The 14621-nt window shown below is 64.7% G+C and carries 14 protein-coding genes; 7 read left to right on the top strand and 7 right to left on the bottom strand.

The annotated features are described in order from the left end of the window. Positions 1-58: 58 nt before the first annotated feature. Both ACVIGA_RS34435 and ACVIGA_RS34430 read right to left on the bottom strand, forming a co-directional pair. A complete protein-coding gene (locus tag ACVIGA_RS34435) occupies positions 59-1603 on the bottom strand; it encodes an acyl-CoA synthetase (RefSeq protein ID WP_456669515.1) in 1545 nt (514 codons plus the stop codon). A 122-nt stretch (positions 1604-1725) separates the two neighbouring features. Next, positions 1726-2538, bottom strand: coding sequence for a crotonase/enoyl-CoA hydratase family protein (locus ACVIGA_RS34430; protein ID WP_342710463.1), 813 nt, complete (start codon positions 2536-2538; stop codon positions 1726-1728). A 100-nt stretch (positions 2539-2638) separates the two neighbouring features. On the opposite strand from ACVIGA_RS34430, the gene ACVIGA_RS34425 reads away from it, so the two are divergent. Then, positions 2639-3514, top strand: a complete 876-nt coding sequence (locus ACVIGA_RS34425) for an SDR family oxidoreductase (protein ID WP_456669514.1) — start codon at positions 2639-2641, stop codon at positions 3512-3514. 252 nt (positions 3515-3766) lie between these two features. After that, positions 3767-5347, top strand: a complete 1581-nt coding sequence (locus ACVIGA_RS34420) for a fatty acid--CoA ligase (RefSeq protein WP_456669513.1) — start codon at positions 3767-3769, stop codon at positions 5345-5347. 147 nt (positions 5348-5494) lie between these two features. Here ACVIGA_RS34420 and ACVIGA_RS34415 read toward each other — a convergent pair whose 3' ends face one another. Both ACVIGA_RS34415 and ACVIGA_RS34410 read right to left on the bottom strand, forming a co-directional pair. Further along, the gene (locus tag ACVIGA_RS34415; protein WP_456669512.1) at positions 5495-5968 is read right to left on the bottom strand and encodes a GFA family protein; all 474 of its coding nucleotides are present in this window, start codon (positions 5966-5968) and stop codon (positions 5495-5497) included. 25 nt (positions 5969-5993) lie between these two features. After that, positions 5994-7268, bottom strand: coding sequence for an acyl-CoA dehydrogenase family protein (locus ACVIGA_RS34410; protein WP_456660217.1), 1275 nt, complete (start codon positions 7266-7268; stop codon positions 5994-5996). 220 nt (positions 7269-7488) lie between these two features. Between ACVIGA_RS34410 and ACVIGA_RS34405 the strand changes: the two genes are divergently transcribed. After that, positions 7489-8268 carry an enoyl-CoA hydratase-related protein gene (locus ACVIGA_RS34405; RefSeq protein ID WP_456669511.1) on the top strand — a complete coding sequence of 260 codons (780 nt, stop codon included), beginning with the start codon at positions 7489-7491 and terminating at the stop codon, positions 8266-8268. Between the two features lie 150 nt (positions 8269-8418). Here the strand turns inward: ACVIGA_RS34405 and ACVIGA_RS34400 are convergent, their stop codons facing one another. The 3 genes from ACVIGA_RS34400 to ACVIGA_RS34390 are packed head-to-tail and all read right to left on the bottom strand — an operon-like array spanning position 8419 to position 10569. Next, the gene (locus ACVIGA_RS34400; RefSeq protein WP_456669510.1) at positions 8419-8790 is read right to left on the bottom strand and encodes a DUF6285 domain-containing protein; all 372 of its coding nucleotides are present in this window, start codon (positions 8788-8790) and stop codon (positions 8419-8421) included. A 1-nt stretch (position 8791) separates the two neighbouring features. Further along, positions 8792-9778, bottom strand: a complete 987-nt coding sequence (locus tag ACVIGA_RS34395) for a phosphotransferase family protein (protein WP_456669509.1) — start codon at positions 9776-9778, stop codon at positions 8792-8794. Then, the gene (locus ACVIGA_RS34390; protein WP_456669508.1) at positions 9775-10569 is read right to left on the bottom strand and encodes an enoyl-CoA hydratase/isomerase; all 795 of its coding nucleotides are present in this window, start codon (positions 10567-10569) and stop codon (positions 9775-9777) included. The genes ACVIGA_RS34395 and ACVIGA_RS34390 overlap by 4 nt, the downstream gene beginning before the upstream one ends. Positions 10570-10720: 151 nt before the next feature. Here ACVIGA_RS34390 and ACVIGA_RS34385 point away from each other — a divergent pair, with 151 nt between their 5' ends. From ACVIGA_RS34385 to ACVIGA_RS34370, 4 genes are all read left to right on the top strand, one after another. Continuing rightward, positions 10721-11503, top strand: coding sequence for an SDR family NAD(P)-dependent oxidoreductase (locus ACVIGA_RS34385; RefSeq protein WP_456669507.1), 783 nt, complete (start codon positions 10721-10723; stop codon positions 11501-11503). A gap of 511 nt (positions 11504-12014) precedes the next feature. Continuing rightward, on the top strand, positions 12015-12392 hold the full coding sequence (locus tag ACVIGA_RS34380) for a VOC family protein (protein ID WP_420970222.1): 378 nt from the start codon (positions 12015-12017) through the stop codon (positions 12390-12392). A 171-nt stretch (positions 12393-12563) separates the two neighbouring features. Continuing rightward, positions 12564-13841, top strand: a complete 1278-nt coding sequence (locus ACVIGA_RS34375) for an acyl-CoA dehydrogenase family protein (RefSeq protein WP_456670949.1) — start codon at positions 12564-12566, stop codon at positions 13839-13841. 152 nt (positions 13842-13993) lie between these two features. After that, the gene (locus ACVIGA_RS34370) at positions 13994-14611 is read left to right on the top strand and encodes a flavin reductase family protein (RefSeq protein WP_456669506.1); all 618 of its coding nucleotides are present in this window, start codon (positions 13994-13996) and stop codon (positions 14609-14611) included. Positions 14612-14621: the final 10 nt, after the last annotated feature.

Below are 14621 nucleotides of genomic sequence, written 5' to 3'. Positions count from 1 at the left end.
CCACGACGACTGCGGCTACGGGTCCGGCGTTCGCCGGGACGACAAGCCTTTTTGCCCCCTAGATCCGCCGCCCCGCCCGCTCCCAATACGGATCGCGCAGCCGGCGCTTGAAGATTTTTCCAGAATCCTCCCGCGGCAAATTGGTCTGGATCTCGATATGCTTGGGCACCTTGTAGTCGGCGAGCGCGGTCTTGAGCTGGGCACGGACCGAGGCGATGTCGAGCGTCACGCCCGGCTGCGGCTCGACCACCGCCATCAGCGCCTCGCCGAACTCGGCGTCGGGAATGCCGAACACCGCGCAGTCGTGCACACCAGGCACCGCATGCAGCACGGCCTCGATCTCGGCCGGGTAGATGTTGACGCCGCCTGATATCACCATGTCGCGCTTGCGATCGCAGATGAAGACGTAGCCGTCCGCGTCGATATAGCCGACGTCGCCCGAGGTGATGAATCCCTGCCGGTCGATCTCGGCGCGCTTCTCGGACTTGTTGTGATAGGTGAAATCGGGATTGCCCGCGATCCGCGAATAGATCTCGCCGATCTGCCCCTGCGGCACCTCCTTGCCGTCGTCGCCGATGAAGCGAAGCTCAGCGCCGGGCGAGATCTTTCCGACCGTGCCGGGCTTCTTCAGCGCGTCCTCGGAATTGGCGAACGTCACCGCACCCGACTCGGTCGAGCCGTAGAACTCATAGATCACGGGCCCCCACCATTCGATCATGGCGCGCTTGACGTCGGGCGGACAGGGCGCCGCGGCATGGATGATGTGGCGCAGCGACGACATGTCGTACTTCCGGCGCACCTCCTCCGGCAGCTTCATCAGGCGGATGAACATCGTCGGCACCATGAAGATGGTGTCGATCTTCTCGCGCTCGATCAACTGCAGAAATTCCTCCGCGTCGAAGCGCGGCATCAGCACCAGCGCGCCGCCGAGCCTGCCCGAACGCAGCCCGAAGGAATTCGGCGCCGAATGGTAGAGCGGTCCCGGCAGGATCGCGCGCGCCCCCGGCTTCAGGCCATAGATCATTCCGCGCATCGCTTCCGCATTGGCGGTCTGTTCCGGCGTCGGCGCGAAACGGCGCACCCCCTTCGGACGGCCTGTCGTCCCCGAGGTGTAGATCATGTTCTGCGGCTGCGGCACCACAGGGCCGTCATAGCGCGGGAACTGTGCCAGCCAGGATTCGAAATCGATCGCGAAGTCGGGTGTCGCGAGATGATCGGGATTGATCTTGTAGCTGGTGAGGATTTCCGGCGGCGTCGGCACGCTGAGCACGGTGACGTCATCGGGGATCGCGCCGCGCAGCGGATGCAGCATGTCGGCATGGCCGATCAGGACGCGCGTGCCGGAATCCGTCAGCACGTAATTGATCTCCTCCGGCTTGAAATGCCAGTTGACCGGCACGCCATAGGCGCCGAGCCGCATCGCTGCGTAGGCCGCCTCGATGAAGGCGATGTCGTTGCGCATCAGCATGCAGACGCTGTCGCCCGGCTTGACGCCGAGCTTGTTCAGGCCGCTCGCGATGCGCTCAGTGCGCTCGGCGACTGCCGCGTGCTCGCGCCGACGACTGCCGCTGATAATGCCGAGGAAGGGCTTTGACGTTTCCATTGTCGTGGTCCGATCTTTCGTCGGGTTACGTGGTCATTCCGGGATGGTCCGAAGGACCAGACCCGGAATCTCGAGATTCCGGGTTCGATGCAGCGCATCGCCCCGGAATGACGGCGTTGCGTCTACCCAACATCCGCAAACCTTGGCGCGCGCTTCTCCAGATTGGCGCGCACGGATTCGGTCTGGTTCGGGCTGCCGAGCAACTTCTGCTGCTCGACCGATTCCGCAAGCAGCGCGGCCGCCGGATCGACCGACAGATTGTTCAGCATCCGCTTCGCGGCACGGATCGCATCCGGGCTCTTGCCGGCGATCTCGCGCGCGACCTCGAGCGCGGCGGCGCGCGGATCGTCGCAGACGCGGGTGGCAAGGCCATAGCTCTGTGCTTCCTGCGCCGAGAAGATGCGGCCGGTGTAGGTGAGCTCGCGCAGGATATCGTCGCGCACGAGGCTTGCGAGGATGGGCGTGCCGGCCATATCGGGGACGAGGCCCCATTTGATCTCCATGATCGACATCCGCGCGTCCTGCGAGAGGAAGCGCATGTCGGCGCCGAGCGCGAGCTGGAAGCCGCCGCCGAACGCGACGCCATGGACCGCGGCGATCACCGGTACCGGAAGCTGGCGCCAGCCCCAGACCGCCTGCTGCGCGAAATTGGCTTTGCCATGGGTGCGGATGGTGAGGTCGCGGTTCTCGCCGCCCGGCACCCCGTTACCGCCATCCTTCATGGCGGCGAACCGCCCCATGTCGAGGCCGGCGCAAAAGGCCCGTCCCTCGCCGGATAGCACGACGACTCGGACGCCTTTTTCCTTGGAAAGCCGGTCGGTTGCAGCGACCAATGCCTCGAACATCGCGGCATCGAGCGCGTTCATCTTGTCCGCCCGCACCAGGCGGACATCGGCGATACCGTCTGAAATCGATATCGAAACGCGATCTTCCATCATTCCCTCCGCTTTGTCCTTGAGTTGGCGCTTTACACAAAGGCCGTTGTCCGCTTTTAGTCAATCGACCAATTAACTGACAACCCCCGTGGAGGAAACGATGTTCTCTGACCAGCTTCTTGCCGGGCGGCGCATACTGGTAACCGGTGGTGGCACCGGCCTTGGCAAGGCCATGGCCACGCGGTTCCTGCAGCTCGGAGCCGAGGTGCATATCTGCGGCCGCCGCAAGAGCGTCTGCGACGAGACCGCCACCGAATTGATGGCCGAGCATGGCGGACGCGTGGTCAGCCATGGCGTCGATATCCGCAACGCGATGGCGGTCGACGAGATGATCGAGTCGATCTGGACCACCAGCGGTCCCCTCACCGATCTCATCAACAACGCCGCCGGCAATTTCATCTCGCGCTCGGAAGAGCTCTCCGCGCGAGGGTTCGATGCAGTGGCCAATATCGTGATGCACGGCACCTTCTACGTGACCCACGCGGTGGGCCGGCGCTGGATCGCCGGCGGAAATCGCGGCAACGTGGTGTCGATCACCGTGACCTGGGTGCGCAACGGCTCGCCCTATGTGGTGCCGTCGGCGATGAGCAAATCGGCGATCCATGCCATGACGATGTCGCTCGCGATCGAATGGGGCCGCCACGGCATCCGCCTCAACACCATCGCGCCCGGCGAGATCCCGACCGAAGGCATGAGCAAGCGCATCAAGCCCGGCGACGAAGCCGGCGCGCGGACCAAGGCGATGAACCCGATGGGCCGGGTCGGCACCATGGAGGAGCTGCAGAACCTCGCCGTGTTCCTGATCTCCGGCGGCTGCGACTGGATCAACGGCGAAACCATCGCCATGGACGGCGCGCAGGCGCTGGCAATGGGCGGCAATTTCTACCAGCTGCGCGACTGGAGCGACGACGACTGGACCAAGGCGCGCGACTCGATCAAGGCGCAGAACGAGAAGGATCGCGCGGCGCGGGGTTGAGGCTCGCGCTCGCGCCTTAACAACAACTGTCGTCCCGGCGAAGGCCGGGACCCATAACCACCGCTCTTTGCGAGGGCGAACGCTGGGGCTCCAGCGTCGCGCCAAATTTGCATTCGTGGTTATGGGTCCCGGGTCGCGCTTCGCTTGCCCGGGACGACGGTGTGGATGGATCGTGCACCACTCCCCGTATTGTCTTTGCTGCCGGATGCCGCCACACTCCGCGCAACCAAAACAAGACGTCCCGGGGGAAACATGTCCGACGCGCCGAAACTGAGCAACCTTGCCGACATGGTGCGCGACCGCGCCACGAGCCGCGGCGCTGCGCTGGCCTATGAGTTCGAGGGCCGGCAGACCTCGTTCGCCGAATTCGACACCAACACCAACCGCGTCGCCAACGCGCTGATCGCGATGGGCATCAAGAAAGGCGAGCGCATCGCCTATCTTGGCAAGAACAGTGACTTCTATTTCGAGCTGTTGATGGGTGCGATGAAGGCCGGCGTGGTGATGGCGCCGGTGAACTGGCGGCTCGCAGGCCCCGAGGTCGCCTTCATCGTCGACGACTGCAAGGCGCCCACCCTGTTCGTCGGCCCCGAGTTCATCACGCAGGCGCGCAACATCAGGGACAAGCTGCCTAGCGTCCGCACCATCATCACGACCGAGGGCGGCGCGCCGGAATGGCCCGACTATCTCGCCTGGCGCGACGCGCAGAGCGGCAATGATCCGCGCGTTGCGATCGAGCCGAAGGACATCGCGATCCAGCTCTACACCTCGGGCACGACGGGCAAGCCGAAGGGCGCGATGCTGTCGCACGCCAACTTCCTCAACCTCGTGCAGAGCGGCAACGAGGCCGAGAAGCCGGAATGGAACCGGTGGACCACCGACGACGTCTCGCTGGTCGCGATGCCGATCTTCCACATCGGCGGCTCCGGCTGGGGCGTGATGGGGCTCTATCACGGCGCCCGCGGCGTGATAGCCCGCGAGTTCGACCCGACCAAGGTGCTCGACTTCTTCGAGCAGTCCGGCATCACCAAGCTGTTCATGGTGCCGGCCGCGATGCAGTTCGTGGTGCGGCAGCCGCGCGCGCGGCAGGTCGACTTTTCCCGTTTGAAGTACATGCTTTATGGCGCCTCGCCGATCCCGGCGGCGCTGCTGAAGGAATGCATCGAGGTCTTCAAATGCGGCTTCGTACAGATGTACGGCATGACCGAGACCACCGGCACCATCGTCGCGCTGCCGCCGGAGGATCACATCGAGGGGCTCGACCGCATGCGCTCCGCCGGCAAGGCGCTGCCCGGCATCGAGCTCGCGATCCTCGATCCGGACGGCAAACCGCTGCCGCCCGGTGAAGTCGGCGAGATCGCCACCCGCTCCGGCTCCAACATGGCCGGCTATTGGAATCTGCCCGAGGCCACCGCGCGCACCATCGATAGCGACGGCTGGCTGCGCACCGGCGATGCCGGCTACATGGACCGCGACGGCTATCTCTACATCCACGACCGCATCAAGGACATGATCATCTCCGGCGGCGAGAACATCTATCCGGCCGAAGTCGAGAGCGCGCTCTGCGACCACCCGGACGTGGCGGAAGCCGCAGTGATCGGCATCCCCGACGACAAATGGGGCGAGGCGGTGAAGGCGGTGGTGGTGATGAAGCCGGGCAAGAGCGCGACGGCGACCGACATCATCAACTTCACCCGCGAGCGGATCGCGGGATTCAAGACGCCCAAATCGGTCGACTTCATCCCGGCGCTGCCGCGCAATCCGTCGGGCAAGATTTTGCGGCGCAGCCTGCGTGAGCCGTACTGGGCGGGCAAGGACCGGCAGGTGAACTAGCCCTCCGTCGTCCCGGCGCAGGCCGGGACCCATTGCCACAAAGGGCAGTTGGCGAGACGGATGCGGCCCCAGCGTGGTTCAACAACAAGCGGCGGTGGTTATGGGTCCCGGCCTTCGCCGGGACGACGCGGGAGGGAACGTCGCGTATCAGGTCTTCTTCGCGTTCTCCCGCAAGACCCGCCAGCGCTCCTGCGCCTCTTTCGGCCAGACCTCTCGCCGATCGTAATACTCGGCGAACACCTTGGCTCCGGGCGGGAACGTCACCCAGGGCTGTTTGGACGAGGTGAAGATGTGGACGTCAGGCGGGCACTGGCCCGGATCATCCAGCGTGCCGACGCGGACGAAGCGCACCGCCGGTCCCGCGCCGGGATAGTTGCTCCACACCGCGACCTTGCAGCGCGGGCAGCGGGCGATCTTCTGGCCCTTGCCGCTCGCCGACGGCGTGTCCACGATCTCGGGCTCGGCCGCGATGTGCGCGACCCGCTCGGCTTCGTACATCGCGTTCAGCGCGTGCACGGTGCCGGTCTCGCGCTGGCACCAGGTGCAGTGACAGGCGTGCACGATCAGCGGCCTGCCGTTGAGGCGGTAGCGGACGTTTCTGCAGGTGCATCCGCCTTCCATGCCGTGCCCCTCCTCGGTTGAGGCCTCAGTGCTTGCCGGCGCCCATGTAGCCGAACAGGAAGCCTGCCACCTTGCGCTTCTGGATTTCCTCGCTGCCTTCGGTGATGCGATAGCGGCGGTGATGGCGATAGATGTGCTCGAACGGCTTGTGGCGCGAATAACCCATGCCGCCATGCACCTGCATCGCGCGGTCGGCGGCCTCGCAGCACAGCCGGTTTGCCCAGAAATTGCACATCGAGACCCGGTCCGACAGCGTGTGCTCGACCTGCGCCTGGGTCAGCTGGTCCATCTCCCACGCCGTCTTGCGGATCAACAGCCGCAGCATCTCGGCCTGCGTCGCGAGCTCGACCAGCGGCCACTGGATCGCCTGGTTCTCGGCCAGCGCCTTGCCGAACGGCTTGCGCTCGCGGGCATACTTCACGCTCTCATTGATGCAATAGACCGCAGCGCCGAGCGAGCTCGCCGCCTGGCGGATGCGGTTCTCATGGACAAAACATTGCGCCAGCGACAGGCCGCGGCCGACCTCGCCGAACTGCGCATCCTCCGGCACGAACACGTCAGTGAAACTGACGCGCGGATGATCGGTCGGCATGTTGAAGGTCCACATATACTCCTCGACCTTCACGCCGGGCGACTTCGCCGGCACCAGGAAGCAGCTGATGCCGCGCGCGTCGCCGTCATTGCCGGAGGTGCGGGCAAACAGCGCGCAATGCGTCGCGACATGCATGCCTGTCGTCCACATCTTCTCGCCGTTGATGATCCAGCCCTTGACGTTGTCGCGGGTCGCCTGCACCGCCCTGGTCTCCATGTGCGTGGCGTCGGAGCCATGCTCGGGCTCGGTCAGGCCGAACGTGATGCGGTATTTGCCGGTGATCGAGCCGTCGATCATCGCCTTCTGCTCGTCGGTTCCATAGCGATCGAGCATGGTGACCAGCGGAAGATTGCCGACGATCGAATGCTCGTTCTGCAGATCGTTGTGCAGGCCGAGACCCTTCGAGGCAAAATGTTCGCGGATCACAGCCATCCAGAGATTGGAGCCGTCCTTGCCGCCGTAACGCTTCGGGATCGCGAAGCGCAGGTGGCCGGCGGCATCCGCCAGGTTCTTGACCTTGCGCAGCAGCAATTCCCATTCATGGCGCGGCAGGCCGCCCTTGTCGAAATCGGTGCGCGCCCATTCGCGGCGATGATCGAAGAAGCGGATGTTGTCGTCAGCCGCTTCCAGCGGCTTGACCTCGCGCTCGATGAAGCGATCGAGCTCGGCGAGATAGGCTGTCAGGTCAGCCGGCAGATTGAAATCCAAGGCGGTCACTCCCGAAGATATTGTTGATTCTGGTTTTGCGTTTAGACGCTATCGCGTAGCCGCGTTCGGATCGATTAAGGTGAGAAGCACGCCGCCAAGTCAAGCAGGCCGGCGACGCTTGCGCGCGCGGTCGCGTTGCGTAATTGGATGGCACGGAACGAGGCGCAGGCGGTAGGATATCAGCCATATTCTTCGCCGCAGAAAATCGACGGGAGCAAACATGGATCTGAAATTCTCCAGGGTGACGCGCAAGGGTCCCATCACCATCGTGACGCTGTCGCGGCCCGAGGTTTACAACGCGCTGCATATCGACGCGCATTTCGAGCTCAACAAGGTGTTCGACGACTTCTCCGCCGATCCCGAGCAGTGGGTCGCGATCGTCACCGGCGCCGGCGACAAGGCGTTCTGCGCCGGCAACGACCTGAAATGGCAGGCCGCCGGCGGCAAGCGCGGCTGGGACAAGGGTGGCTTTGCCGGCCTTACCAGCCGCTTCGACTGTGACAAGCCGATCATCGCCGCCGTCAATGGCGTCGCAATGGGCGGCGGGTTCGAGATCGCGCTGGCCTGCGACCTGATCATCGCTTCCGAGAATGCCACCTTCGCCCTGCCCGAGCCGCGCGTCGGCCTCGCCGCGCTCGCCGGCGGAGTCCACCGCTTGCCGCGCCAGATCGGTCTGAAGCGCGCCATGGGCATGATCCTGACCGCGCGCCATGTCAGCGCCAAGGAAGGGCTCGAGCTCGGCTTCGTCAACGAGGTGGTGCCACAGGGCGAAGCGCTCGCCGCCGCCGAGCGCTGGGCCGAGACCATAGCCAAGAACTCGCCGATGTCGATCCGCGCCTCCAAGCAGGCGATCCAGAAGGGCCTCGAAGTCTCACTGGAACAGGCGCTGGCCGAACAGCGCGAGTATCCGGCGGTGAAGGCGATGGCCGCCTCGCAGGATTACATCGAGGGCCCGAAGGCATTTTCGGAGAAGCGCCCGCCGAAGTGGGTAGGGCGGTAAGCTAATCCCCTCTCCCGTCATTCCGGGGCGATGCGCAGCATCGAGCCCGGAATTCATAACCACGATCGTGAGTATGGATTCCGGGCTCGCCGCTTTGCGGCGCCCCGGAATGACACTGGCTAGGATGGCTAGCGCGCAACGAAACCCATCCTACTTTCCGAGTTCCCTCTTGTACGACGCGTAGTTCGGCTGATCGACCGCGAGCTTGTCCATCGTGGTCTGCCAGAGATGCTCGGATAGCCCGGGTGTCTTCAGATCAACCTCGCCGCCTGCGATCTTCTCCGAGAGCGCGCGGTTCAGCTCCATCAGCGTGCCGTCCGTGTCGAGCAGCGCCTTCAGCCGTGCGGCCTCGGTCGCATCGCCAGCCTCGGCAAGCGCGAGCTGCCGCGTCACCAGATCGAGCGCGTTGATGCCGACGCGCAGCTTGAAGCTATTGTGCCCCTTGATCGCGGGTGCGATCTCGTTGCGCAGGAAATCGGCGACGGCCTTGATCAGTTCGGTGGGTGTCGGTTCGTCCTGCATCTTACTTTCCTCGCGGAGCTAGCAACCGCAGCAGATCGATCTCGGTCTCCGACGCGCGGCGCCCGATCATCGCGCGCTCCATCGAGTGATCGGGGCCCAGGCGGAAGCGCTGCATCATGCCGCAGCACATCACGCCCCAGCGCAGCGTGCCCATCACTTCCCAGAACATCACGCGATCGGGGTCGACCTTGCGGCCGGCCTCCGCGTAGCCGGCGAACAGGTCCTCGCGGGAGCCGAAGCCGCCGACCGGCTTGTCGATCTCGCCGAAGCGCCAGGAGTTGACGCAGATCCAGCCGAGATCCTCCATGGGATCGCCGGTATGCGCGAGCTCCCAGTCGAGCACCGCGCGCACCCCGTCGGAGCCGATGATCAGATTGCCGTGACGGAAATCACCATGCACCAGCGTCACCTCGGACGACGGACCGGGATCGTGATCGCGCAGCCAGCGCAGCGCCAGCTCGAACACCGGCCGCGGCCAGTTGAAGCTGTGATACTCGCGAGCGAGATCCTCGATCTCCCTGGTCGCGGTCAGGCTACGCAGCTGCGGCAGTTTTGCTTGCGGCAGGCCATGAATGCCGGCGATGACACGGCCGAGCTGGCGGGCAAGAAGCGGCCGCGCCTTGGCAAATTCCTCGTCACGCAAAATTTTCCGCGCGATAGTCTCGCCCTCGACCCGCGCCATGATGAAGCCGCGGCCAAGGCCGTCCTCCGGCGTCAGCACATGCATCACCTTCGGCGACGGCAGGCCCGCGTCATGCGCGAGCTGCATCAGCGTCGCCTCGGCATCGAGGCCGGCGGCGCGGCCGGGCGCCGCACCGTAACCCGGCGGTGCGCGGCGCAGGATCGCGCCGACATTGCCGTTCGGGTGCACGATGTCGAACGTCCAGGTCTCCTGGCTGGCGCCGCCGGATAGTTTTGCCGCGCCGGTGACGCCGGTCGCGCCAGGATGAAACGAGGCGACGCAGCGGGTGAGTTCGGTCTCGATCATTTGCCCGTGAACTTCGCCGGCCGCTTCTCGAGGAACGCGGTGACGCCTTCCTTGAAATCCTCGGCGCGGCCCGCGATCCGCTGCGACTCGAATTCCAGATTGAGCTGATCCTCAAGGGTGTTTTCCGGGCTGTCCCAATAGAGTTTGCGGATCAGCGACAGCGCGACCGTCGGGCCGTTGGCGAGATCATGCGCGAGCTTCATGGTCTCCTCCATCAGCGCGCCGTCGTCATAGACGCGGTTGACGAGCCCCCATTCCAGCGCCTTCTCGGCCGGCAGCCGCTCGCCGAGCAGCGACAGCTCGACCGAACGCGCCTTGCCGACCAGCCGCGGCAGCAGCCAGGTCGAGCCGCAATCCGGCACCAGGCCGATGCGGCGGAACGCCTGCAGGAAATACGACGAGCGCGCGCACAGGATGAGGTCGCCCATCAGTGCGAAGCTCATGCCGGCGCCGGCGGCCGGACCGTTCACCGCCGTCACGATCGGACAGTGCAGCTTACGCAATCGGCGCAGGAACGGATGGAACGCGGTCTCCAGCGCCGCGCCGGCGTTGCTCTTGCCGGGCTTCTGCTGCTGGTTGCGGCCCTGCAGATTGGCGCCGGTGCAGAAGGCGCGGCCGGCGCCCGTGATCACCAGGCAGCGCACCTCGTCGCGCTTGTCGTCGATCGCATCGAGCGCCTCGGCAAGGCCGCCCAGCATGTCGATCGAGACCGCGTTCATGACTTCCTGATGGTCGAGTTTGAGGATCGCGACCGATCCGTCGAAGTCGAGCGTGACGTGCTTGAACTGCATGGTTTCCTCTTTACGTTGCTTCGGCGGTGGGTACCGCGGTAGGTCGATGCTTCGACCCATATTTGATTTTTGTGCCGGGCTTGTCCATGGTCGGCGGCAAGCCCATCCGTGAACGCGTGATTAGCGCGCACCAAACCAAATGGAAACCCCAATGAGTGGCATCTTCGATCTCACCGGCCGCGTTGCTGTCATCACCGGCGGCAATGGCGGCATCGGCCTCGGCATCGCGCAGGCGCTCAACGCCGCCGGCTGCAATGTCGCGATCTGGGGCCGCAACGCGGAAAAAAACGCCAATGCCGCGGCCTCGATGAAGGCCGGCCCCGGCAAGGTCGCAACCCAATTCTGCGACGTCAGCGATTCCGGCTCGGTCAAGACCGCGATGAAGGCGACGCTCGACACCTTCGGCCGCGTCGATGGCTGCTTCGCCAATGCCGGCATCGGCGGCGGCGGACGCCGCTCCTTCATCGACCGCACCGAGGAGGAATGGCGCAAGATGTTCGCGACCAATCTCGACGGCGTGTTTCACGTATTCCAGGCTGCGGCACGTCACATGACCGAGCGCGCCGAGGCCGGCGACAAGTTCGGCCGGCTGGTCGCGACCTCGAGCCTCGCCTCGCTGTTCGGCACCGCACGCAACGAGCACTATGCCGGCACCAAGGCCGCGCTGAACGCGCTGTGCCGCGCGCTCGGAGTCGAGCTTGCCCGCCATGGCGTCACCGCGAATGCGATCCTGCCCGGCTGGATCAAGAGCGACATGACCGCCGGCATCATGGCCAACGACAAGTTCGTCGCCAATGTGATGCCGCGCATCCCGGTGCGCCGCTTCGGCGAGCCCAGCGACTTCGGCGGCATCGCCGTCTACCTCATGAGCAAGGCGTCGTCCTATCATACGGCTGATTGCTTCGTGATCGATGGTGGGTACACGGCGTTCTGAGGGTACCGCGACCGCCACGTCCACAACTGTCGTCCTGGCGAAAGCCAGGACCCATAGCCACCGAATTTGCTAATGAACGGGATCGTGGCTCCAGCGTCGCGCAACAATTGAGATTTGGGGTAATGGGTCCCCTGGCTTTCGCCAGGACGACACTGAGTGTGTTGCACGTTCTGTGGGTCATACATCCGCATCCTCGCGGCGCTGCTGCGTCCGAGTCTTGCGTTTACTTGTCCCTCTCCCGCTGTCGGGCAACTCAGTGATCAGGGTATCTCCCCCTCGTCATTCCGGGGCGCGCCTTTTGGCGCGAGCCCGGAATCCATTCATCCACCGACGCCGCGGCTTGATGGATTCCGGGCTCTCGCTTCGCTCGCCCCGGAATGACGAGATCGGTCCGCTTCAGAACCGCACGCGACGCCGCGTCGCTTCCGTCGCGGCGAAACTGCTGCTAAGCGTTCGAGCGGCAGGCACGTGACAAAAGTGGCTTTCGTCGACAACAGGGAGGATATTTCAGATGTTTTCGCACGTGATGGTTGGCACCAACGATCTGGACAAGGCCAAGGCGTTTTATGATGCGCTGCTCGGCACGCTCGATGTCCGGCCGGCCCGGGTCGACGGTCACCGCATTATGTACCTCACCAAGGCCGGCATTTTCATGGTTTCCAAGCCGATCAACGGCGAGCCGGCCACGCACGCCAATGGCGGCACGATCGGCTTTGCCTGCTCTTCGCCGGAACAAGTCCATGCCTGGCACGCGGCCGGCGTCGCCAATGGCGGCAAGCCCTGCGAAGATCCGCCGGGCGTGCGCGAGGGCAGCGGCATCAAGCTCTACCTCGCCTATCTGCGTGACCTCGACGGCAACAAGATCTGCGCGATGCATCGGATGACCTAACCGGCGTCCGCCGGACGTTTTCACGCTGTCCGCGACGGCGTTCAAACAACGTTTGAAACGCCGTCGCGAAATTCCGCGATGCGGTAGAGACATCAGGAAAATCGGTACTCGCGCTTCGCGCCGCACGCGCTTATTGTCCGCCGCGAACGCGCCTTCGCGACGGGAGAAACGATAATGAAGCATGCCTATGTGCCGCGCACCACGAACTACACGCTCAATCCGGGCGACGAGCTCAACGACCTCCGCATGTCGGACAAGGTCCGCCCGCTCTACGACCATGTGAAGCAGTTCATCCGCGACACCGTCGACCCGATGTCGGTCGAGTTCTATCGCGCCGGCGAGAAGAAGACCAACCGCTGGAGCTTCACGGACGAGCAGCTCGCGATCCTGCAGAAGGCCAAGGACAAGGCAAAGGAAGTCGGCCTCTGGAACTTCTTCCTGCCCGACGCCGAAACCGGCGACGGCCTCAACAACCTCGACTACGCCTATATCGCCGCCGAGCTCGGCAAGAGCCCGCTCGCGTCCGAGACGATGAACTGCTCGGCCCCCGACACCGGCAACATGGAAGTGCTGGAGCGCGTCGGCACCAAGGCGCAGAAGGAGAAGTGGCTGAAGCCGCTGCTCAACGGCGAGATCCGCTCGGCCTATGCGATGACCGAGCCGAACGTCGCCTCCTCCGACGCCAAGAACATCTCGACGTCCGCAAAGCTGGTCGGCGACGAGTGGGTGATCAACGGCGAGAAGTATTACATCTCCGGCGCCGGCGATCCGCGCTGCAAGATCATGATCGTGATGGTGAAGACCAGTCCCGATGCGGCGCCGAGCAAGCAGCAGTCGCAGATCCTGGTGCCGATCGACACCCCCGGCGTCGAGATCCTGGGCCCGATGCACGTGTTCGGCCATGACCATGCGCCGCGCGGCCACATGCATCTGCGCTTCAACAATGTGAAGGTGCCGAAGGACAACATGCTGCTCGGCGAAGGCCGCGGCTTCGAGATCTCGCAGGTCCGCCTTGGCCCCGGCCGCATCCATCACTGCATGCGCACCATCGGCAAGGCCGAGAAGGCGCTCGACATGATGGTGCAGCGCGGCCTGACCCGCGAAGCGTTCGGCAAGAAGATCGCCCATCTCGGCGGCAACCTGCAGATCATCGCCCAGGCCCGCTGCGAGATCGAAGCGATGCGGCTGATGGTGTTGAAGGCCGCCAAGGCGATGGACGTGCTCGGCAACAAGGAAGCCCGCGTCTGGGTCTCGATGGTCAAGGCCATGGTTCCCGAGCGCGCCTGCAAGGTGATCGACCAGGCGATCCAGATGCACGGCGCCACCGGCATCTCGCAGTGGTCCCCGCTCGGCGAAATGTACCAGGACGTCCGCCATCTGCGCTTCGCCGACGGTCCGGACGAAGTGCACTGGATGGTGGTCGGCCGCCACGAACTGAGCATGACGTAGTTGATGCGCCCCCACTCCCCGCTCTTCGCGGGGCGTGATGAGGAAGCAAGTCTGCAAGGCGGGTTCGCGCAAGCGTAACCCGCCTTTTGCTTTCCGAACGGCCGGCGGCGGGTTACGCTTTCGCTAACCCGCTCCACGTTTTCGGACACCCCATGGAATATTCCCCGAGCGACCTAAGTCAGCGCGAACGCTACAAGGTGCTGACCTCTTTCGTGCTGCCGCGGCCGATCGCCTGGGTGACGAGCCTCGGCGCCGACGGCGTGGTCAACGCGGCGCCGTTCTCGTTCTTCAACGTGTTCTGCGAGGATCCGCCGCTCTGCATGTTCGCGGTCAACCGCAGGCCCGACGGCCGCGAGAAGGACACCCTGGTCAATATCCAGCGCCTGGGTGAGTTCGTGGTCAACCTCACCGACGAGCCCTTGGCGCGCGCGATGCACGAGACCTCGGGCGATTTCCCGCCCGAGATCGGCGAGCCCGATTATCTCGGCCTGAAGCTCGCGCCCTCCAGCAAGATCGCGGTGCCGCGACTTGCCGATGCGCCGTTCGCGATGGAGTGCAAGACCTGGAAGCTGATCGACGTCAACGGCGACCGCCAGCTGATCATGGGCGAAGGCATCCACTTCCACATCCGCGATGAATTGTGGGATCGTGATGCGATGCGCGTTCATATGGAGCGCTACCACCCGATCGGCCGCATGTTCGCCGACCGCTACTGCCGCACCGACGACCGCGTGGTGTTTCCCGCGGCCGAGGGCGCAAGGAAGAAATAACGAGGATAAG

This window comes from Bradyrhizobium sp. USDA 3240 (assembly GCF_054063295.1).
Note: the sequence above shows the minus strand (reverse complement) of the source record. Positions and strands in the feature narration are given on the sequence as shown.

Coding starts and splice junctions, on each gene's coding strand:
- ACVIGA_RS34435 (WP_456669515.1), bottom strand. CDS start 1,603: ATGGAAACGTCAAAGCCCTTCCTCGGCATTATCAGCGGCAGTCGTCGG.
- ACVIGA_RS34370 (WP_456669506.1), top strand. CDS start 13,994: ATGGAATATTCCCCGAGCGACCTAAGTCAGCGCGAACGCTACAAGGTG.
- ACVIGA_RS34425 (WP_456669514.1), top strand. CDS start 2,639: ATGTTCTCTGACCAGCTTCTTGCCGGGCGGCGCATACTGGTAACCGGT.
- ACVIGA_RS34395 (WP_456669509.1), bottom strand. CDS start 9,778: ATGATCGAGACCGAACTCACCCGCTGCGTCGCCTCGTTTCATCCTGGC.
- ACVIGA_RS34380 (WP_420970222.1), top strand. CDS start 12,015: ATGTTTTCGCACGTGATGGTTGGCACCAACGATCTGGACAAGGCCAAG.
- ACVIGA_RS34420 (WP_456669513.1), top strand. CDS start 3,767: ATGTCCGACGCGCCGAAACTGAGCAACCTTGCCGACATGGTGCGCGAC.
- ACVIGA_RS34400 (WP_456669510.1), bottom strand. CDS start 8,790: ATGCAGGACGAACCGACACCCACCGAACTGATCAAGGCCGTCGCCGAT.
- ACVIGA_RS34390 (WP_456669508.1), bottom strand. CDS start 10,569: ATGCAGTTCAAGCACGTCACGCTCGACTTCGACGGATCGGTCGCGATC.
- ACVIGA_RS34430 (WP_342710463.1), bottom strand. CDS start 2,538: ATGGAAGATCGCGTTTCGATATCGATTTCAGACGGTATCGCCGATGTC.
- ACVIGA_RS34415 (WP_456669512.1), bottom strand. CDS start 5,968: ATGGAAGGCGGATGCACCTGCAGAAACGTCCGCTACCGCCTCAACGGC.
- ACVIGA_RS34405 (WP_456669511.1), top strand. CDS start 7,489: ATGGATCTGAAATTCTCCAGGGTGACGCGCAAGGGTCCCATCACCATC.
- ACVIGA_RS34385 (WP_456669507.1), top strand. CDS start 10,721: ATGAGTGGCATCTTCGATCTCACCGGCCGCGTTGCTGTCATCACCGGC.